General features: G+C 56.9%; 18 protein-coding genes. 6 read left to right on the top strand and 12 right to left on the bottom strand.

What is annotated here, in order from left to right; translation table 11 throughout:
• Nucleotides 1–4: 4 nt before the first annotated feature.
• The gene (locus ABY734_RS01165; RefSeq protein ID WP_372777115.1) at nt 5–613 is read right to left on the bottom strand and encodes a hypothetical protein; all 609 of its coding nucleotides are present in this window, start codon (nt 611–613) and stop codon (nt 5–7) included.
• On the bottom strand, nt 600–1,331 hold the full coding sequence (locus tag ABY734_RS01160) for an SURF1 family protein (RefSeq protein ID WP_372777114.1): 732 nt from the start codon (nt 1,329–1,331) through the stop codon (nt 600–602). The genes ABY734_RS01165 and ABY734_RS01160 overlap by 14 nt, the downstream gene beginning before the upstream one ends.
• 75 nt (nt 1,332–1,406) lie before the next feature.
• On the opposite strand from ABY734_RS01160, the gene ABY734_RS01155 reads away from it, so the two are divergent.
• Nucleotides 1,407–1,646: a DUF2909 domain-containing protein gene (locus ABY734_RS01155; RefSeq protein WP_372777113.1), complete on the top strand. Its 240-nt coding sequence runs from the start codon at nt 1,407–1,409 to the stop codon at nt 1,644–1,646.
• A 230-nt stretch (nt 1,647–1,876) separates the two neighbouring features.
• Here ABY734_RS01155 and ABY734_RS01150 read toward each other — a convergent pair whose 3' ends face one another.
• The 4 genes from ABY734_RS01150 to coxB are packed head-to-tail and all read right to left on the bottom strand — an operon-like array spanning nt 1,877 to nt 6,188.
• Nucleotides 1,877–2,851, bottom strand: a complete 975-nt coding sequence (locus ABY734_RS01150) for a cytochrome c oxidase subunit 3 (protein WP_372777112.1) — start codon at nt 2,849–2,851, stop codon at nt 1,877–1,879.
• A 34-nt stretch (nt 2,852–2,885) separates the two neighbouring features.
• A complete protein-coding gene (locus ABY734_RS01145; protein WP_372777111.1) occupies nt 2,886–3,452 on the bottom strand; it encodes a cytochrome c oxidase assembly protein in 567 nt (188 codons plus the stop codon).
• Nucleotides 3,445–5,019 (bottom strand): cytochrome c oxidase subunit I, encoded by a 1,575-nt coding sequence (gene ctaD, locus ABY734_RS01140; RefSeq protein WP_372777110.1) that lies wholly within the window; start codon nt 5,017–5,019, stop codon nt 3,445–3,447. The genes ABY734_RS01145 and ctaD overlap by 8 nt, the downstream gene beginning before the upstream one ends.
• Before the next feature lie 11 nt (nt 5,020–5,030).
• Nucleotides 5,031–6,188 carry a cytochrome c oxidase subunit II gene (gene coxB, locus ABY734_RS01135; RefSeq protein ID WP_372777109.1) on the bottom strand — a complete coding sequence of 386 codons (1,158 nt, stop codon included), beginning with the start codon at nt 6,186–6,188 and terminating at the stop codon, nt 5,031–5,033.
• 339 nt (nt 6,189–6,527) lie between these two features.
• Between coxB and ABY734_RS01130 the strand changes: the two genes are divergently transcribed.
• The 3 genes from ABY734_RS01130 to ABY734_RS01120 all read left to right on the top strand — a co-directional run bounded on the left by ABY734_RS01130 (nt 6,528) and on the right by ABY734_RS01120 (nt 10,327).
• Nucleotides 6,528–7,832: an MATE family efflux transporter gene (locus tag ABY734_RS01130; protein WP_372777108.1), complete on the top strand. Its 1,305-nt coding sequence runs from the start codon at nt 6,528–6,530 to the stop codon at nt 7,830–7,832.
• 169 nt (nt 7,833–8,001) lie between these two features.
• Nucleotides 8,002–9,135 (top strand): diguanylate cyclase, encoded by a 1,134-nt coding sequence (locus tag ABY734_RS01125; protein WP_372777107.1) that lies wholly within the window; start codon nt 8,002–8,004, stop codon nt 9,133–9,135.
• The gene (locus ABY734_RS01120) at nt 9,128–10,327 is read left to right on the top strand and encodes a diguanylate cyclase domain-containing protein (protein WP_372777106.1); all 1,200 of its coding nucleotides are present in this window, start codon (nt 9,128–9,130) and stop codon (nt 10,325–10,327) included. The genes ABY734_RS01125 and ABY734_RS01120 overlap by 8 nt, the downstream gene beginning before the upstream one ends.
• A 149-nt stretch (nt 10,328–10,476) precedes the next feature.
• Here the strand turns inward: ABY734_RS01120 and ABY734_RS01115 are convergent, their stop codons facing one another.
• From ABY734_RS01115 to ABY734_RS01105, 3 genes are all read right to left on the bottom strand, one after another.
• On the bottom strand, nt 10,477–13,107 hold the full coding sequence (locus ABY734_RS01115) for a TonB-dependent receptor (protein ID WP_372777105.1): 2,631 nt from the start codon (nt 13,105–13,107) through the stop codon (nt 10,477–10,479).
• Nucleotides 13,108–13,363: 256 nt separating this feature from the next.
• Nucleotides 13,364–13,861, bottom strand: coding sequence for a hypothetical protein (locus ABY734_RS01110; RefSeq protein ID WP_372777104.1), 498 nt, complete (start codon nt 13,859–13,861; stop codon nt 13,364–13,366).
• Between the two features lie 90 nt (nt 13,862–13,951).
• Nucleotides 13,952–14,734 (bottom strand): TIGR01458 family HAD-type hydrolase, encoded by a 783-nt coding sequence (locus tag ABY734_RS01105; protein WP_372777103.1) that lies wholly within the window; start codon nt 14,732–14,734, stop codon nt 13,952–13,954.
• A gap of 127 nt (nt 14,735–14,861) precedes the next feature.
• On the opposite strand from ABY734_RS01105, the gene ABY734_RS01100 reads away from it, so the two are divergent.
• The gene (locus ABY734_RS01100) at nt 14,862–15,266 is read left to right on the top strand and encodes an MAPEG family protein (RefSeq protein ID WP_372777102.1); all 405 of its coding nucleotides are present in this window, start codon (nt 14,862–14,864) and stop codon (nt 15,264–15,266) included.
• Nucleotides 15,267–15,294: 28 nt separating this feature from the next.
• Here the strand turns inward: ABY734_RS01100 and ABY734_RS01095 are convergent, their stop codons facing one another.
• Both ABY734_RS01095 and ABY734_RS01090 read right to left on the bottom strand, forming a co-directional pair.
• The gene (locus ABY734_RS01095; RefSeq protein WP_372777101.1) at nt 15,295–15,579 is read right to left on the bottom strand and encodes a YheV family putative zinc ribbon protein; all 285 of its coding nucleotides are present in this window, start codon (nt 15,577–15,579) and stop codon (nt 15,295–15,297) included.
• Entirely contained in the window at nt 15,576–17,585 is a 2,010-nt protein-coding gene (locus tag ABY734_RS01090; RefSeq protein ID WP_372777100.1) for a M3 family metallopeptidase, read from the bottom strand. Before ABY734_RS01090 ends, ABY734_RS01095 begins: the two co-directional genes overlap by 4 nt.
• A 98-nt stretch (nt 17,586–17,683) precedes the next feature.
• On the opposite strand from ABY734_RS01090, the gene ABY734_RS01085 reads away from it, so the two are divergent.
• Entirely contained in the window at nt 17,684–18,241 is a 558-nt protein-coding gene (locus ABY734_RS01085) for a gamma carbonic anhydrase family protein (RefSeq protein ID WP_372777099.1), read from the top strand.
• 309 nt (nt 18,242–18,550) lie between these two features.
• Here the strand turns inward: ABY734_RS01085 and ABY734_RS01080 are convergent, their stop codons facing one another.
• Nucleotides 18,551–19,510, bottom strand: coding sequence for a calcium/sodium antiporter (locus tag ABY734_RS01080; RefSeq protein WP_372777098.1), 960 nt, complete (start codon nt 19,508–19,510; stop codon nt 18,551–18,553).
• Between the last annotated feature and the right edge of the window lie 3 nt (nt 19,511–19,513).

Below are 19,513 nucleotides of genomic sequence, written 5' to 3'. Positions count from 1 at the left end.
CGCGCTAGCGCAACAGGCGCTTCATATCCTTGATCACCAACTTGCCGGTACTGGTCAGCGTATCCTGCTCAAGATCCGGCAGCTGGTAGAACATCATGATCCAACCCTTCGGATCAACCACGTAAAAGCCGCGTGTCTCGTCTTCCAGTGGCAACTTCGACTGGCGATAGGCCTCGGCGTCGATAAAGGCTGAACTGAGTTTTTCATGCTCGTCGATCAGCAGTTTTTCAAAGGCCGGGCTGAATTCTGAGGACGTATTCAAATACATCCGCGACACGCGACCCATTTTTTTGCCGAGTGCGGTGTGGGTTTGGCGGGTCAGGTAAAGCATGGCTTCACAGGTGCTTTCACAATAGCCGTCGCCCACAACCACAAACTGCCACAGAGAGTCCGGCTGATTAAAGGCTACTGTCTCACCGTTTCGATAGCGCGGCTCCAGCGTTTGGATGTCCAGCGGCGGCTGAATCAAGGTGCCATTGTTGACCGTGCCCAGCGCCAGCATGTCGCGATTGGCCAGCTGGTAAACCACGGTAGACAGGGCTATCACCAGCAGGGGGATGCCTACGATCAGGGAAAAAACCAACTTGGGTGAACTGTTTTCAGGATTGCTCACTGCGATCTCCTTGGGATCTGTATTGGTGCCACAATCGCCAGCCAAACAGCATAACGATGATGGCGGCCATGCCAAACCATTGCACGGCATAGCCGGTGTGTTTTTCCGGCGGCATGTTCACCGCGCTGTAGGTGGGCTCAAACATGCCCGCCTCACCGCGCTCCAAACGCAGCAACAAGTCGGGCAGGGCAGCGCCCAGTTCGCGCTCGGCCCGCTCTGTCGTCAGCCACTGCAGGCGCTTGGGCCAGGTATCGGTTGCCGCTTCTTCACCGAGACTGAAACCACTGGCGCTGCCGCTGTCGATCTTACCGCTCAGGGACAGCTCACCGGACGGCGTTTCAATCTCGGGCAATGCCCGGCGACCTCGATCACCCGGCACCCAGCCCCGATGGACCAATACCGTCTCGCCATTGGCGAGCACAAAAGGGCTGATCACTTCAAAGCCGTAGCGCCCCTGATGGATACGGTTTTCCAGCAGCCAGTAACGCTCTGTGTCATAACGACCGCGCACACTGACCGCGCGAAATTCCGGCAGATCGCCACGCATGCTGTTCAATATCAGTGGCGGCAAAGCCTGCTGTGCCTGCTGACGCGCAAGTACATCGCGTTTGTTGTCGGCACGCTCCAGCTGCCAAAACCCGAGCACCAGCAACACCGGCAGCACCGCGGACACCAACAGCGCCAGCGGCCAGTTGCTCGACCAGAGTTCGCGCATCATCGGCCACCGCCGCGTCGTAGGAGCGCCGAAGTCGATTGTGTATACTGCCCGCTTTCAACTGGGGGTATTATCACCATGGGGCTCAAAATTGCCATTGCCATCCTGTTTATCGGCGTCGTTATCAGCCTGTTTTCAGGCCTCGCCTTCCTGGTAAAAGACCAAGGTGACGGCAAACGGCGCCAGTGGTATGCCCTGGGTATACGCGTGGTGCTGGCCGGCAGTTTACTCGGGCTGATTGCCTATGGCATTCAAAGCGGCCAGCTGGAATTCGGCGCGCCCTGGGACCAGCACAAGTTGGTGCCGGTAGAGGACTAAACCTCTTGTCTAATGCCATCGCTCCGTCATTGCGAGGAGAGCAACGACGAAGCAACCTCCCATAACTCTAGCGCATTCAAGAGTTTGCTTCGCTTTGCTTAGCATGCCCCACGAAGTGCTTTGGGTGCGCAATGACAGGAGTACTTAATTACCTCTGAGCTCTCCCGCACAAACAAAGGCCCAAGCACTTCCGTGCCCGGGCCTCTCGAAACTACCTGCCGGTTACTTCCTTAGAAGATGTAAACCACCAGCATCAGGAAGATCCACACCACATCAACAAAGTGCCAGTACCAGCTTGAAGCGGCAAAGCCGAAATGGTCGTCTTTGGTAAAGTGGCCTTTGGTGTAGCTGCGCAACAACTGGATCAGCAGCATGATCATACCCATCGCCACGTGGAAGCCGTGGAAGCCGGTCAGCATGAAGAAGGTCGTGCCGTAAGCACCGGTTTCCAGCGTCAGCCCGTAGTGCGCGTAGGCTTCGTAGTATTCCAGCAACTGCAGGCCAACGAAGACCACACCCAGCAGAACCGTAACGGTCAGCCACTGGTGAAATTTCTTGCGGTTGTCGTGCAGCAGGGCGTGGTGAGCCCAGTGTACCGTGACCGAAGAGGTCAGCAGAATCACCGTGTTGTAGAAGGGCAGCCACTTGAAGATTTCACCAAAGCCGGGGAAGGCCATGCTGCGCTCAGGACCGCTGAACACACCATTGTTCGCCATTACCTGATTGGCGACACCGCCGATGGCATCCTGCGGTGTTTCCATCATCGGCCAGGCGTACTGGAAGTCACCCCACAGCAGAAAGTTGGAGCGCCCGGCGTCGCCTTCGCCGCCCAGCCAGGGACCCGCAAACCAGCGGATGTAGAACAGGGCCAGGAAGAAGGCGAAGAAGAACATCACCTCGGAAAAGATGAACCACTGCATGCCAATCGCATAGGAACGCTTCAGCTGGGCGCTGTTTTTGCCCGCGATGTTTTCCTTGATGGCGGTACTGAACCAGACAAACAGGGTGGCTGCAAAGAAGGCCAGACCGACCCAGAAAATAAACCAGGAATTGGTGGACTCGTTCGGGTCGCCAAAGGTGCGGTCATTGATGCCGCTGGCAGCACCGAAGATAGTCAGCACCAGGCCAATAGTCGCACACACAGCGAGTTTGCTGCTCTCGGGCACGTAGTAAACTTCGTGCGCCGTGTTGCCTTGACTTGCCATTTTGTATCTCCGTTCTCTTTTGAGAAAACTCGTTTTAACGCGCCGCGACAGAGTCGCTCTGTGGCTGCGCCATTTCTGTTACATCAAAAATCGTATAGGACAGGGTGATGGTGTGTATGTCCTTGGGCAGATCCGGGTCGACAATAAACTGCAGCCCCAGATCCGCTTCGCCACCCGCCACCAGAGGCTGGTGATTGAAGCAAAAGCATTCCGTCTTGTGAAAGTACTGCGCCGCCCGCGAGGGCACAACACTGGGAATGGCCTGTGCGATCATATCCCGCGGTTGGGTATTGCGTGCAAAGTAGGTGATGTTAGTCGCCTCACCCGGATGCACTTTTACCACCGTCACGTTGGGCTTGAATTCCCACGGCATCTGCTCGTTGAAATTCGCCACAAACTGCACTTTCACAGTACGGCTGGTATCGATGACGTTTTCTGTCACCTGATACCGACCGCCGGTTTTGCCATTAATGCCCAATACATCGCACAACACGTTGTACAGGGGCACCATCACCACAAAAACAAAGGCAAACATCGCTACACAGACCGCCATCAGTTTAGCGGCTGTGTAGAAAATACCTTTGTCAGTGCGTTCAGCCATGTGCCTCAACCTCTTTCACGTCCGGCGGGGTAGTGAAAGTGTGATAGGGCGCCGGCGTCGGCACTGTCCATTCGAGACCGTGAGCACCGTCCCAAACCTTAGGATCGTCGATCTTCTCGCCGTGGGTAATGGTGCGAACCACGTTGAACAGGAAGAGCAACTGACTGGCGCCATAAATGAAGGCACCAATTGACGACATCATGTTGAAGTCGGCAAACATCAGGTTGTAGTCGGGGATACGACGCGGCATACCCGCCAGGCCCACAAAGTGCTGCGGGAAGAAGGTCAGGTTAAAGCCGACAAACGATACCCAGAAATGGGTTTTACCCATGGTTTCGTTGTACATCTTGCCGGTCCACTTCGGCAGCCAGTAGTACACAGCCGCAGACATGGAGAAGATCGCACCCGCTACCATGGTGTAGTGGAAGTGAGCCACAACGAAGTAGGTGTCGTGATACTGGAAGTCAGCCGGAGCAATCGCCAGCATCAGACCGGAGAAACCACCCACAGTGAACAGAAACACAAACGCGATCGAGAACAGCATCGGCGTTTCAAAGGTCAGTGAACCCTTGAACATTGTGGTGATCCAGTTAAACACCTTGGCCGCTGTCGGTACCGCAATCAGCATGGTGGCGTACATAAAGAACAGCTCACCGGCGATCGGCATACCTACCGTGTACATGTGGTGAGCCCACACGATAAACGACAGGAAGGCGATAGACGCAGTCGCGTAAACCATGGAGTCGTAACCGAACAGAGGCTTGCGCGAGAAGGTCGGGATGATCTGGGAGACCACACCAAAACCGGGCAGGATGATGATGTAAACCTCGGGGTGACCGAAGAACCAGAACACGTGCTGGAACAGAACCGGGTCACCGCCACCAGCGGCGGAGAAGAAGCTGGTGCCGAAGTGGATATCCATCAGCATCATCGTAACCGCACCGGCCAATACCGGCATAACCGCAACCAGCAGGAAGGCGGTGATCAGCCAGGTCCATACGAACAGGGGCATTTTCATGTAGGTCATGCCCGGCGCACGCATGTTGACGATGGTGGCGATGATGTTGATCGCACCCATGATGGAAGACAGACCCATGATGTGAACGCCGAAGATGAAATAAGTCACCGAGGGCGGGGCATAGGTTGTCGACAGCGGGGCGTAGAAGGTCCAACCGAAGTTGGGGCCGCCGCCTTCCATAAACAGGGTAGAAGCCAGCAGCGCGAAGGCCGGAGGCAGGATCCAGAATGACCAGTTGTTCATCCGCGGCAGTGCCATATCGGGCGCACCGATCATCAGCGGAATCATCCAGTTCGCCAGACCAACAAACGCCGGCATGATGGCACCGAATACCATCACGAGGCCGTGCATGGTGGTCATCTGGTTAAAAAATTCAGGCTCTACAATCTGCAGGCCTGGCTGGAACAGCTCGGCGCGAATGATCATGGCGAACGAACCGCCCAACAGGAACATCGCAAAGCTGAACCACAGGTACATCGTGCCGATGTCCTTGTGGTTGGTGGTAAATAACCACCGGGTTAAACCTTTAGCAGGTCCGTGAGCACCCATGGTGAATCCTCCTACTGACCTTTCTTGAAGTTGTAAATATCAATCGGCTGGACCTTGTCACCCATATTGTTGCCAAAGGCATTACGGGTGTAGGTCACAACGGCCGCCAATTCGACATCGTTCAGCTGACCACCAAAGGCCTGCATCGCCGTGCCGGCAACGCCGTTCACCATGACGTTGATATGCTGAGCGACTTCACCGGTCGCAATCGGGCTGTCGGCGATGGGTTTACCCACGCCACCTTCACCATTGGCACCGTGACAGGCTACGCAGGAACGGGTATAGACACCCTTGCCGCGCTGCATCAATTCGTCCATGGAGAAAGTCTGAGCCATCAGCTCTTTGATCTCGGCGGCTTCGGCCTGCTTGCCGGCCAGCCACTGATCGTATTCGCCTTGCTCAACCACATTGACGACGATGGGCATATAGCCGTGGTCACGACCACAGAGCTCGGCACACTGGCCGCGGTAAACCCCGGTTTCCTCGGCACGGGTCCAGGACTCATTGATAAAGCCGGGAATCGCGTCCTTCTTGACCGCCAGCGCGGGCACCCACCAGGCGTGGAGCACATCGTTGGCTGTGATCAGGAAGCGCACCTTCTTGTCGACAGGAATCACCATCGGCTCATCAACTTCCAGCAGGTAGTTGGAGCCTTTTTCAGCGGTGTTGTAGATTTCGCTCTTGTCGGTCAGCAGGTTGGAGAAGAAAGAGATATTGTCACCCTCGGGGAGGATGTACTCGTACTTCCACTTCCACTGATAGCCGGTTACCAGAATATCGATATCGGCATCGTCAGTGTCGTAGATCTCGATCAGGGTGGTCGTTGCCGGCCACGCCATAACGACGAGAATCAGGAAAGGAACAATCGTCCAGGCAATTTCCACGGTGGTGTTTTCGTGGAAACTGGAGGCCTTGGCGCCTTTGGATTTGCGAAACGCAAATACGGAGTAAAAAAGGAAGCCAAAGACCACAACACCTACGGCCACACATATCCAGAATACGAGCATGTGCAGGTCATAGATTTTCTGGCCAACTTCGGTCACGCTGGTCGTCATGTTGGTTTCCCAGCGCTGGCCATTAGAGGCCCACGCACCGGAGCTGAGCATAGTCAGCGCCAACAGCACAGGACTAAGCGCCAGCTGAGACAGCCGTTTCGCTTGTGAATACATTCTCCCGTGTCTCCATGTACAGAGGGTTTATAATTTCCCCGTCGCTAGCTTGCAGACGGCGCGCAAAACAATGGCAATACACGGCCCTGGAGCCGCTGCAATCTCTTGTGGATTGTTAAAACGAAAGTACAAAATGCCCTGCTACCTGCAAAATACGGGCAGCAGTGAGAGTGTCTTCCCCTGCCATGGGTATGCCTGCGCACCGCCCAAAGTTCACTTTGGGTGCGGCAAAACGACGCAATTATAAACCGTTCTCGCGCGACAGCGCCACACTGGCTGCCACTAAAATGTATCGCCCGGTCCCGATTGGTGCAGCAACCACCATTGAATGAGGTCGCATTGAGCCTTCACCACAAAATATGGCGTATTGCCGGTCCACTGATTCTATCCAATCTGTCGGTTCCCCTGCTCGGATTGGTAGACACCGCCATTCTCGGGCATCTGGAAAGCCCCACCTATCTGGCGGCGGTGGCCGTGGGCAGCAGTATTCTCGCCTTCTTCTACTGGGGCTTTGGTTTTCTGCGCATGGGCACTACTGGCGCCTCAGCTCAGGCCTGGGGTGCGGCTGACCGGGACAGTCAGGTGGAAGTGCTGCTGCAGTCGGCCTCGCTGGCACTGGGGCTCGGCCTGGCGGTTCTGCTGATCGGGCCCTGGCTCGCGCCACTGGCGGTCAGCGCCATGCAAACCCCGCCCAGCGCGCGGGAACTGGCCATCAGCTATCTGGATATCCGGCTACTCAGTGCGCCGGCCGTCTTGCTGACCTATGTGGCGGTGGGCTGGCTGATCGGCCAGCAGCGGGCGCGCTGGGCGCTGGTGGTCATGGTCGCCACTAACGGCCTCAATATAGTTCTGGACTACCTGCTGATCATGGGCGCCGGCCTCAACAGCGACGGCGCTGCCTACGCCAGCGTGATCAGCGAATACTGCGGTGCGGGTATTGCGCTCTGGGCGGTAGCACCAGCTCTGCGCGGATTGGCCCGGCGGCAGCTCGGCCGTATGTTGGCGAGCGCCAACTATCGCCAGCTACTGCAAACTAACAGCGCCCTGTTTGTTCGCACCGCCGCGCTGCTGTTTGCCTTTGCCTTTTTCACCGCCCAGAGCGCGGGCTTTGGCGCCAGTGTGCTGGCCGCCAATACCATCCTGCTCAACCTTCTCTTGTTTACCTCCCACGGCCTCGATGGCTTTGCCCACGCCGCCGAGGCGCTGGTCGGGGAGAGCGCCGGCCGGCGCCGGGCCGATGAGTTTACGGCCGTGTGCAAGGCCTGTGGTCAGTGGAGTCTGGCGACCGGAGCACTGCTTTCTCTGGCGCTGCTGCTCGCGCAAACCCCCATTATCGCCCTGATGACCGATCTGCCGGAGGTTCGCGCCAGTGCTCACGAGCACTTTGCCTGGCTGGTGGCACTGCCCCTGATCTCGGTAGCCAGCTATCTGCTCGACGGTATTTTCATCGGCGCCCTGCAAACCCGCTGGATGCAATACACCATGCTGCTGTGCGTACTCGGCGTCTACCTGCCAGTCTGGCAGTTGAGTCAAGGACTGGGCAGCCACGGCCTGTGGCTGGCCTTTACCCTGTTCAATCTGGCCCGAGGCCTGTCCCTAGGTTTAGCATTCGGACATCTGCAGCGCCGCCAGCGCTGGTGGTAGCAACTTCCCTGATGGTTGATTTTTAACCCATCGGTTATTCTAGGCTCACCTATAAAAAAACACTGACTGAGTCGGAACGATCAAACACGCCTCGGAATCACCCCAACTGCTGAGCTACGACGAGCACTCAGCCTATCGCCAGCATATTCGCAAGCGCCACTACCTGCGCTTGCGTTTTGCCCCTGAGCTCGAGGCGGCCTATCGGGTTGATTTGTTCACGCTGAGCCTGCGCGCCCGGCTGCTGCTGAGCTCACTGCTACTGATTATCTATCTGTGTTATCCAGCACTGGACTATCTGCTATTCCACCCACCGACTGAGTTTGTGGAAATTGCGCGGGGCATACAATTTTATCTGATCGTGCCGCTGCTGGTGCTTACTATTGCCGCCTCCCTAGTCCGCAAATTATCGCCCCTGTCCACACCCCTTACCCTCATCGCCATTTTCTGCGTTGCCGCGAGTGCGATGTACCAGCGAATCCTAGGCCACGAAATGGGCTACTTCACCGCCCAAAGCTGGGCCGACATCACCATGCTCTCGGCGTTTTTCTTTGCCAGTATTCCCACCGTACGCATTGTGCCTCTGTGCCTGGCAATACTGACCCTGAACATACTCACCGAAATTCACGTGGGTCTGCGCATAGACGACAAGCTGGCCCTGGCCAACACCGTTTATGAGATTGAAATGTCAGTGATCATGTTCATTCTCGGCGCGGTGGGCTGCTACATTGTAGAAGCCAATAATCGACTGAACTGGCTTGAGTCACGAGATCTGCGCAACAAGATCCAACACGACGGGCTGACCGGTGCGCTGACCCGGCGAGAATTTCGCAACCTCTATCGACGCCTGTTTTCACTCGCTCAGCGCGAGCATCGTCCGATCAGCATAGCGCTGGCCGACGTCGATTATTTCAAACCTTACAACGACAACTATGGCCACTCGCAAGGCGACCATTGTCTAGCCAGACTGGGCCGCACACTTCGAGAAGTCGCCGACCACCACGAAGGCTTCGTGGCTCGAATCGGCGGTGAAGAATTCGCGCTACTATTTTACGGGCTGTCGGAGGAGCAGAACATCCGCGTGCTGCAGCAAGTGCGGCAGAGTATCGAAAACCTTGCCATTCCTCATCAGGCCCGACCCGATCAGCTGCAACACGTAACATTGAGCATTGGCTCCATTCACCTGATACCGGATGACAACCGCAATCGCTTTGACATTCTAAAATTGGCAGATCGAAAACTTTATGAAGCCAAAGCCAGTGGGCGCAATCACACAGTGATTGCCACAAGTGAGCAGTATGCCTGACCTGCGCTCTAGCCATTTACTGCTGGCACTCGACGGGCGCGAAAGCCTGCCGGTGAATCGCATGACCCGGCGCCGCATGAGCGAAGTCTATGGTATGCGCTTCCGCGGCGTCGATGAGACAAGGTTCCTGCGTCATAACGACCAGTCACGCGTTTACTTCAGAGTAACAGCGATGCTCGCGGGGGCGCTGCTGGCGCTTATACTCACCGGCATCGACCATTTACTTCCAGCGATACCCGAGGCCCATATTGAGCTACGCCAAAAGCAGGTGTTCTTCGGCGTACTCCCCGTTGCGATAATTGCCGCGACTATTGCACTCCGCCCTTCACTACGCCGCTACTCCGAGTTTGCCTGTGCGGCTGGAATGACCTTGATTTCCCTGTTACTGGTATTTCAACGCTACAGCGGATTAAAGGTGGGGTTGGAGATTCCGATGGCATTGATTGCCCTACCTCCCTTTATCGGGTTGCTGCTGTGCCGTGTGCGGTGGCGAGTACAAACCCCTCAATTGGCGGGTATCTGTCTGATCGCCGTTGCCGCAGAACTCAACGGTTTTCGCGGGGAAATCCCTACCCTGGGGCGAATTTACTCATTCACTCTAATGACCATTGTTATCGCCGCAGGCTCCTGGGTCGTGGAAGTGCACAACCGCTTGACCTGGATTCGGCGAGACTATTTGCACCAGCTCTCCCGCGATGACAGTCTCACGGGGCTACTCAACAAGCGCGCCTTCCAGCGGGAATATCGCCGCCTGTTCAAGCTCGCCAGCCGGGAACATCGACCCATCACCGTGGTGATGCTCGACCTGGATCATTTCAAGGCTTATAACGACCACTACGGTCATCCTGCAGGCGATCATTGCCTCAAGCAGATAGCCTCGGCGCTACGCAGCCAGTCACGCCGGCCCAGCGATATCATTGCGCGGATAGGCGGAGAGGAGTTTGCCCTGATCTGGTATGGGGTCAATGAAGACAATAGCCGCCGAATGATCGAAGGTCTTTTGATCGCCATTCGCGATTTGAAGATTCCCCACCACCACACCGGTACCGCAAGGCGCTATGTCAGCGCCAGCATCGGCGCTCGCCGCAAAGTGCCAGACGCCCAACTGACCGCCGGGGACCTGCTGCACGAAGCGGACCAGCTTCTCTATAAAAGTAAACAAAACGGACGGGACTGCTACACCTTGCAGTAACCACTGCGGAGGCCGCAAACCTTGAGGAAAAACGCCGCTTTTCAGCGGGAAAAACATGCTAGGGTCGTCGGCACACTGTCGAGAAAAATAGCCTGACCTAAACAATGGGCAGCGAGGCGCGTGTCGCCTCGCCCGAAATCACAACGGCCTCAGAAGGTTTGTCGAATCATCACACCAAAGCGGCGTGGATCGCCATAGGTCTGATTGAAGGTGCTCACCGAATCAGCCACGGACGCTGTACCTATCACGTAACGTTCATCGGTCACGTTCTTCACAAAAGCCGCCACCGTCATATCGCCGTCGTTGTTCTGCCAGGACAGGCGGGCATCAATCAGGGCATAGGCGTCTGAGCCGCCAATACCTTCACGCTCGTAAAGATTGTAGGAACCTTCGTCGAGGCCGAAAAAGATTTCGCTTTTGTAGCTTACATCGATACGCGGAATGATCAGGCCAAAATCGGTCGGGATCATCAGCTGTGCGCCAACCGACGCGGAGGTTTCCGGAGCCGCCGGGAAGGTTTCATCAGTGCGATCCTCGGGGATAAAGTTTCCCGCCACCGCATTGAGCAGGTCGTTATCCTTGAACTCCTGAAACTCGTAGTCGTTATTACTGAAGGAAGCGTTGAACATCACGATCGGGGAGGGCATCCAGGTCAGCTCCATCTCCACACCGGTGATGGTGGACTCACCGGCGTTTCGGAAGATTACCGCTATATTGCCGCCAGAGTCAGTTGATACCTGTATCAACTGCATATTGTCAAAATCCATGTGATACAGGGCCGCATTAAATCGCAGAGTGCGATCAAACGCGTCAATCTTGATGCCCACCTCCCGGTTCAGCACTTCTTCCGCATCTACCTGCTGCAGTCCATCAAGCAAACGCGGCTCGAAAAAGCCGGATTTAAAGCCACTGCTCACCGTGCCGTAAACCATCATCGAGTCAAACAGTGTTTCTTCCAGCCAGTCGCCGGGCAGGTTGTAGGATACGGAAACCATGGGCGTTACTTTGGAAAAGGTCTTTTCTTCTTTATCGACAAAGGTGGGCTCAGCCCTCATGGGGATATCCGGAATGCCATCGCCATTGTTGTCCAGGAACTGGTTCTGGAAGACACGCACGGGATCGTCTACCCAGTTACAGCCGGTCGGGCCCGTACAGGGGAAAAAGCCGCCCGCTTCGGGGCCAAAGGTGATGGGCCTGCCGGTCGCCGGTGAGAAAAACACACCGCCGGTAACACGGTCCTCGATCGCGCCTACATCAGCCTGATAGAGCGCCAATTCAGACGCACGCTTTTCTGCCGTATAGCGAATACCTGCCGTGACCTGGAAATTATCAGTGACATCGTAAGAACCCTGAAAGAAGGCTGCGAAGGTGTTGTTCTCTAGGTCGAACTCAGAAATGGACAGCGGGCCACTGAGTATGCCAACAAAAGGAACGGTGCCACCCGGAGTAGGCCGAGTCGGCAGTCGGCCGGCGGCGAGCTCACCCAGAGTTAACGCGTCGAGGCCGGAAAAGTTGCTGATCAAGGCAAAGGGTTCAAAGTTGGTTTCACGCATGTAAAACAAACCGCCGGTATAACTCAAGCGGCTGTCCAACGCCGTACCATTTACCTGATATTCCAGGCTGAAAGAGTCGCGATCACCATCGTCGGTATTCACCGCCTCTGACCAGTTTTCCGGGCCGCCATCGTTATCGCTGGATTGAATAGGCCCTTCGGTTTCCTTGCGCGCGCCGACAACGACTTTCATAGCGACATCATCGTTGTAGTCCCACTGGAAAGTGGCGCCCAGCAAAATAGTATCCAGTTTTTTCTTGAGGTTGGGGTTGGCCCCCATATTGGTTTCCAGGTCGCCGACGTTGCCCTTTGTGCGCGAGTTAGCCTCGCAGTTCTTCTTGTAGGCGGTGGGGTTGCTGGGGTCGGTGTCGCCCGCCCACATCACATAAAGGCCCTCGGCAAACAAACCGTTTTCACTGGCCACATCACAGTTAACGGCGGGAAAGGCTTCATCAATTTTGCCGAGGTAGGCCAGCGTATCCACCGTCAGGCTTGAGTCGCTTTCATAGCGCGTTTGCAGTACCAGCGCCTTGCGGTCGGTAGAGGAGTAGGTCTTGTCCTGAAACTTGTCCTCGAAGAAGCCGTCATCCTTGTCGTAAGTTATCGCGGTACGTACGTAAAAATTATCCGTGATCGGGACATTGACGGCGGCCCGCAGGGAACGCGATGCATAATTTCCCAACGCGCCTTCCAAATAACCTTCGTAGGTGTCGTTAGGCTTTTCCAGCGTCAGAACCAGTGCGCCACCGGTGGTGTTTTTGCCAAATAGAGTGCCTTGGGGACCGCGCAGAACCTGAATACTGCGCACATCCACGGTATCGAGCAGTTGGCCGTCGGTGCGCGGCAGAAAGAGGTCGTCCAAATACACACCCACCGTCGGATCAACCCTGGCGAAGCCCGAGCGCTCACCTATACCCCGGATATAAATCTGATTCGACTGGCCTTCATTGATCTGCAGGCTGGGTACGCTTTTGGTCAGCTCGCTGGTATTGACGATGCCCTGTTCACGCAGCGATTCGCCACTGATGGCGGTCACCGCAATCGGGGTTTCCTGGATATTCTCGGCCCGCCGGCGGGCGGTGACGATCACTTCTTCCAGCGCCGTCGCCTGTGCTTTCCGAGCGGCGGGGGCCTTTTCGGTTTCAGGATTAGTTTGCTGCGCCAACAGCGGACTACCTGCCAGTGTCATCAGCACGGCGCCGACCACCAGGGAGAGCGGCTTGTTCATTTCGACCTCACTTATTATTTTATTCTGAATCGATTGGGCTATGACCCTGTAACCAGTTTGGCAGTAATTTCAAATTTGTACAGCGTCTTGCCATCAACGCGAGATCGCCCGAAACGCCCTGTTGACGGTAGATGAGCCATTTTTTGCGTCTGTTTGCTGCAAGTGTGGTTTCGCAGTGTGATACCTACCTCAAACGGACGAGGCCTTAAGCGCCGGCGCCCTGCTGAAGCCAGAGCAGGGGCACTGAAAACGACGCTCAGGCCGGAGCGCCGCGATCCACCGGCGGCAAGTCCTTGCGCACCAACGCCCAGATCACCAGCGGCAACTCCAGAAATACCCCCAGCGCTACCAGAATCAGCACCCCGCCGCGCGCCACATCGGTGGCAAGTTCGCCGACTGGCAACTGGGTGTAGTAGAGCCATACCGCGATGCCGGTTGGAATAAAGCCCATGATCGACATCAGCAGGAACTGGCCGCGATTATTCTTTTTTGAGTCGTAGATAAAATTGGAAAAGGAGCTGAGGCTGCTGCCCGAACGCATGGCGCTGCGCCCGAGCCAGGCACCCAGGATATGCCCCCACTCATGGGCGGTGTGGGCGCAGAATACCAGCCCGGCTCCCAGCACCACGCCGCTGAAGTCGGCCAGCGGCCCGACGCCTGCCGAATAGTGGGAAAACAGCCACCAGCCCAGTATCGCCAGCGCCGCCAGCGCGGCGTCGCGCAGCCCCAGTTTGCCAAAGCCGACTTCGTGCATTCGATGTTCCTCGTAAAAACAGAGGCCATCATAGGGCGACAGGCACCGTTCAGGTCAATGACCGAATAGGTCGTCGTTAGGGCCCTGGTGTCAGGCGGTCACGGTAAATTCTTCCACAGCCTGCAGCAGGTCATCGGCGAGCAGGCCATCCGGGGCCCGGGATTCGTCACCCTCGAGGTATTTGCCGGTCTTGACCAGACAGGCCCGCAGACCCGCCTGCAGGGCGCCGTTAACATCGGCCTCTACATCGTCGCCAATCATCAACACCTCGTCCGCCGGCAGACCGAGTGAAGCCAGCGCACTGTCGAAAAAGGCCGGGGCCGGCTTACCGAGCACCACCGCCTGCTTGCCACTGGCATATTCCAGCGCTTTGACAAAGGGCCCGGCGTCCAGCTGCAGACGATTTCGGCTGCGAAAATAGCGGTTCTCGCCAATCGCCAGCAGCTTGGCATCGTCATTCATCAGCACCTGAAACGCCTTGTTGAGCCCCTTATAATCAAAGCGTTCCCCGGCATCGCATACCACCACCGCGTTGGGATTGGTGTGGTTGAGACGGGCAAACTCCGGATCCAGGTTGGGGTGCATCAGACAGTAGGGGCGCAGGTTGTGCTTTTGCAGGTAGTCGAGCATGGCGCGCGGCGCGGTGTAGAGCTGCCGCTCGCTGATGGCAAAGCCCATACGCTTGAGGTCATAGTAGATTGCTTCGGCGGTGCGTCGCGAGGTGTTGGTCAACAGCCGAAAATCGATACCCGCCTGCTGTAGTTTCTGCACAGCCGCCACCGCGCCGGGCAATGGCTCGTCGTCCTGATAGAGCACACCACTGATATCAAGCAATACGCCGCGCACCATGACAACCTCACTCAACTGTGCCATAAATTCATGCCCACTCTCAGTATAGCGACTCGGGCCATGAATGCAGCATCGCTCCTCGAAAAGCCCGCGCCGACGATGTCAGAATGCTGCACACACTAAAATACGCACTGGCCCAAGGGAGACCTCAATGGAAAACCTGATGTTCAATTACGCTCTGGCAGTCGGCTCTTTGGGGGTACTGGCACTGTTGATGTTGATGCAAGTGCTGGTACTGGATTTCACCGGTATACGGCGGCGGCACCCGCCGGGCCAGCCGATAAACAGCGGCCCGGAGGACTTCCTGTTTCGTGCGGCGCGCGCCCATGGCAACAGCAATGAAAACCTGCCCACGCTGTTGCTGATTGTCGCCTTCTGCTTTCTGGTCAACGCCGACCCGGACTGGGTGAACCCTTTGATGGTGGTCTTTGTCGCCGCCCGCGCCGGCCATATGCTGTGCTACTACGCAGATCTGAGACTGGCGCGCAGCATCAGTTTTGGGGTGGGTTTAATCGCCACAATTGGCTTGCTGATAACGGGTTTTCTGGCGCTGTAGTACATCCGTCCATCGCACTTGCAATCGCTCAGTGGTCCCGCCTCGAACGACCGTCTTTGGGGTCGAGCAGATTCACCACTTGCACCTCATCCTCGTGCGGCAGCGGCTTTTCTCCCACTCGCGGCTGATTGACCCGGGTCTGAACTTCCTCCGCCGTCATTTCATCGCGAATAGTTTCCTTGAATCCGCAGCGCACACATTCGCGCACCTGTTCGTTATCGTTCACCCGGTACATCACGGTCTTGTCCATTTCTGCACATTTCGGGCAAACCGCGCCGGCGATAAAACGGCGCGGCCCATACTGGCTACTCATGCGGCATCCTCCAGTATTCCGGCATCGCGCAACAGCGGTTCCAGCTGGGGCTCGCGCCCGCGAAAATCCCGGAACAGGGTCATCGGATCTTCGGCGCCGCCACGCGACAACAGTTTGTCGACAAACTCCTGTCCCAGCTCACGACTCATGACGCCTTCTTCGGCAAAGCGGGAAAAAACATCCGCCGATAGAAGCTCGGCCCACTTGTAGCTGTAATAGCCCGCCGCATAGCCGCCGCCAAAAATATGGGCAAAGCCGTGCTGGAAGCGATTTATAGCGGGCACCGGATAGACCGCCACCTCGGCGCGCACCGCATCGATTTTCGACTGAATATCAGCAACCTCTTTCGGCGGAGCCTCGACGTGGAGCAGCATGTCGAACAGCGAAAATTCAATCTGACGCACCATTTGCATGCCCGACTGGAAATTTTTTGCCGCCAGCAATTTCTGCAGCATGGCCTCGGGCAAAGCCTCACCGGATTCGTAGTGACTCGAAATCATTGGCACCACCTCGGGTTGCCAGCACCAGTTTTCCAAGAGCTGACTGGGTAGCTCCACCGCATCCCAGGCCACGCCATTGATTCCCGATACGGCCAGCACGTTGACCTCGGTCAGCATGTGATGCAGAGCATGGCCGAACTCGTGGAAGAGGGTGGTCACATCGTTGTGCGTGAGCAGGGAAGGGCGGCTGCTGGTGGGCGGCGGAAAATTGCAGGTCACAAAAGCCACCGGCAAACGCACCTCACCCTCGACTTCGCGGCGCCCGCAAAAATCGGCCATCCAGGCACCACCGCGCTTGTTGGCCCGGGCAAACAGATCCGTGTACACAGTCGCAATATGCTCGCCGTCGCGCTGCAGTCGATAGCAGCGGGCATCTTCATGCCATAACGCTGCTGTCGAGTCGCGCTCAAAGCTAATGCCAAACAATTGACCGACCACCTTGAACAGACCGTCCTGCACCGTATCCACCGGAAAGTAGGGCTTCAGCTCTTCCTGGGAAATGGCATAGCGCTCGGTGCGCAATTGCTCGCTATAGAAGGGCACATCCCAGGCCTGCAGATTGTCGCAGCCCTTGCTTGCCGCGAAGTTTTTCAGCTCATCGAATTCGGCGCGGGCACGGGGCAAACTTTTCTCCGCCAGCTCGCGCAGAAACGCGATAACCTGATCCGGGCTCTCCGCCATTTTCGGCGCCAGCGAAACCTCCGCGTAATTGGCGTAGCCCAGAATGTCGGCCAGCTCGGCGCGCAGTTGCAGGATCTCCACCATCACCGGGCCATTGTCCCATTCCCCGGCTTTGGGACCCTGATCCGAGGCGCGGGTGGTATAGGCCTCGTACATTTCCCGGCGCAGCTCGCGGTTTTCGGCGTACTGCATTATCGGCAGATAGGCCGGCACGTCGAGCGAAATGCAGTAGCCGTCCAGATCCCTTGCCTTAGCCGCATCCCCGTAGCCCTCAAGGGCAGAGTCCGGCACACCGGCCAGCTCGCTTTTGTCGGTTACGTGTTTGAACCAGCCCTGAGTCGCGTCCAGCAACTGGTTTTGAAATTCGGTAGAGAGTTCGCTCAGGCGCAACTTGATGGCCTTGAAGCGTTCTTTCGCCTCACCCTCAAGCGCCACCCCGGCCAGACGGAAATCGCGCAGCAGGTTGGTCAAGGCCTTGCGCTGTTCCGGCGACAGGGCAACATCGCTGTCCGCCAGTCCCTGAGCCTGCTCATAGAGCGCCCGGTTCTGTCCCACCTCATTGCTGTAGGCGGTCAGTTTGGGCTGACACTGGGCGTAAATCTCCCGCAGCTCCGGGCTGTTCATCACGCCGTTGAGGTGACTGATCACCGACCAGAATTTTTCAATCCGGTCGTCAATGGCCTCCAAACCCACCAGCAGTTGCACCGGCTGACCTGTCTCCAGCGCCGCGATGTCGGCCCGCGCCTCGTCGAGCAGGTTGTCGAGCTGGGCCGGCACTTTGTCCAGCTCCAGGGTGGAAAAATCCGGCAGTTCACACAGCGACATAAAGCCCTCGTCGTGGTTGGGGTAAAAGAACCATTGTAACGCGAGACGACGTTAATTCCTTTAAGATGGCAGCATTCCCATGCAATACAGGAAGCCCCATGAGCTATCAGGCAGATGACTACATTCGAAGCTTCGAAGGTCACACACCGAAACTCGCCAAAGGCGTGTTTATCGATCCCAGCGCGGTGGTCATTGGTGATGTGACGCTGGGCGAAGACAGCTCGGTATGGCCCAACACCACCATTCGTGGCGATATGCACCGCATCCGCATCGGCGCGCGTACCAGCATTCAGGACAACTCGATTTTGCATATCACCCATGCCGGACCGTTTAATCCGGATGGCTATCCACTCACCATCGGCGACGATGTCACCGTGGCCCACAGCGTCACCCTGCACGGCTGTGACATTGGCAGTCGGGTGCTGATTGGTATGGGCTGTATAGTCATGGACGGAGCTGTGATTGAGGACGAGGTGGTTCTCGGCGCCAACAGTCTGGTGCCGCCGGGCAAGCGACTGGAATCCGGAAAGTTGTACGTAGGGAGCCCGGCAAAACCGGTACGGGATTTAAGCGAGAAAGAGCGGGAGTATTTTACTTATAGCGCGAATAATTACGCGAAGCTGAAAGATCGGCATATAACCGAACTTTCAAAGTAATTCTCGAAAATGGGCTACGGAGCGCGGCTGTTATTTCCCCTTGGAGCAGCCGAGCACTGCAGCAGCCGGCGGACACAAGCGAGCGGGTGTTTGAGCCCGATAGGGCGAGTTTCCGCTCGCGCCGCCGGCTGCGAAGCGCACAGGGGATCGGTTGGAGCGCAGCGGAAACCGACTGCGGAACGGGGCGTCCTTTTTCTTGGTTACTTCTTTTTCGACGAGGAAAAAGAAGTAACTCGCCCAGCAGGGCGAAACCAATGCCCGAACAATCCGACAATAACGATCAGAGCTAAACCGCTATGCCTCAAAGCATCAAGCCGTATACGCCAACAACCCAAGATAGGCGAAATACAAACCGGCCAATAAACCCCCTTCCCAACGCTCAATCCGCCGACTGCCCTTAAAGCTGTAAGCCACCAAAAACAACATCACCGATAACCCGATCATAATCGGATAATCCCGACTCAAAACGGCGGGATCAACTTTCCCCGGTGAAATCACCCCCGGCAGCGCCATAACCCCCAAGAGGTTAAACAGGTTGGAACCCAGTACATTGCCCAGCGCAATATCGTGTTCACCCTTGCGCACCGCAGCGACTGAGGCCGCCAGCTCCGGCAGACTGGTACCGATAGCCACGATGGTCAGACCGATAACAAGCTCGCTCACGCCCAATGCCTGGGCAATATCCACCGCCGCCCAGACCATTAGCCGCGCCGACAGCAGCAGTACCGCGAAACCAAGCGCCAACCAGAACAGGGCCATGCCGAGGCCCATTTCCTTTTCAAGGACTTCGTCGAACTCGCCTACCAGCGGGTCGTCAATGCCGTGTTTGGCTTCCCACAACTGCCGCAGAATCACCAGCGCAAAACCACACAATAGCAGGGCGCCGTCGAGCACGTTCAGTTCACCGTCGCGCAGCAGCAGCCAGCCCGCCAGCATCACCAGAATCAGCAGAGGGATTTCCCGGAACAGGATTTTGGAGCGCACATGCAAGGGGGCCACCAGCGCCGTGATACCCAACACCAAGCCGATATTGGTGATATTGGAACCCAGCGCGTTACCGACCGAAAGGCCGGCCTGGCCCTGATAGGCGGCAATTGCGGAGACCAGCATTTCCGGGGCCGAGGTACCGATGCCCACCACCAGAATGCCGATTACGAGAGTAGAGACCCCCAGAATGCGCGCCGTGGCAGAAGCGCCGAGCACAAATTTGTCGGCACTCCAGACCAGCGCAACAAGACCGACGATCAGTCCGATAACCTGTAACAGCAAAAC

The sequence above is a fragment of the Litorivivens sp. genome, from assembly GCF_041624475.1.
In the GTDB taxonomy this organism is placed as follows: Bacteria; Pseudomonadota; Gammaproteobacteria; order Pseudomonadales; family Spongiibacteraceae; genus Litorivivens.
This window is presented reverse-complemented; position numbering and strand designations above follow the sequence as displayed.

Coding starts and splice junctions, on each gene's coding strand:
- ABY734_RS01160 (WP_372777114.1), bottom strand. CDS start 1,331: ATGATGCGCGAACTCTGGTCGAGCAACTGGCCGCTGGCGCTGTTGGTG.
- ABY734_RS01155 (WP_372777113.1), top strand. CDS start 1,407: ATGGGGCTCAAAATTGCCATTGCCATCCTGTTTATCGGCGTCGTTATC.
- ABY734_RS01150 (WP_372777112.1), bottom strand. CDS start 2,851: ATGGCAAGTCAAGGCAACACGGCGCACGAAGTTTACTACGTGCCCGAG.
- ABY734_RS01145 (WP_372777111.1), bottom strand. CDS start 3,452: ATGGCTGAACGCACTGACAAAGGTATTTTCTACACAGCCGCTAAACTG.
- ctaD (WP_372777110.1), bottom strand. CDS start 5,019: ATGGGTGCTCACGGACCTGCTAAAGGTTTAACCCGGTGGTTATTTACC.
- coxB (WP_372777109.1), bottom strand. CDS start 6,188: ATGTATTCACAAGCGAAACGGCTGTCTCAGCTGGCGCTTAGTCCTGTG.
- ABY734_RS01120 (WP_372777106.1), top strand. CDS start 9,128: ATGCCTGACCTGCGCTCTAGCCATTTACTGCTGGCACTCGACGGGCGC.
- ABY734_RS01115 (WP_372777105.1), bottom strand. CDS start 13,107: ATGAACAAGCCGCTCTCCCTGGTGGTCGGCGCCGTGCTGATGACACTG.
- ABY734_RS01110 (WP_372777104.1), bottom strand. CDS start 13,861: ATGCACGAAGTCGGCTTTGGCAAACTGGGGCTGCGCGACGCCGCGCTG.
- ABY734_RS01105 (WP_372777103.1), bottom strand. CDS start 14,734: ATGGCACAGTTGAGTGAGGTTGTCATGGTGCGCGGCGTATTGCTTGAT.
- ABY734_RS01100 (WP_372777102.1), top strand. CDS start 14,862: ATGGAAAACCTGATGTTCAATTACGCTCTGGCAGTCGGCTCTTTGGGG.
- ABY734_RS01095 (WP_372777101.1), bottom strand. CDS start 15,579: ATGAGTAGCCAGTATGGGCCGCGCCGTTTTATCGCCGGCGCGGTTTGC.
- ABY734_RS01090 (WP_372777100.1), bottom strand. CDS start 17,585: ATGTCGCTGTGTGAACTGCCGGATTTTTCCACCCTGGAGCTGGACAAA.
- ABY734_RS01085 (WP_372777099.1), top strand. CDS start 17,684: ATGAGCTATCAGGCAGATGACTACATTCGAAGCTTCGAAGGTCACACA.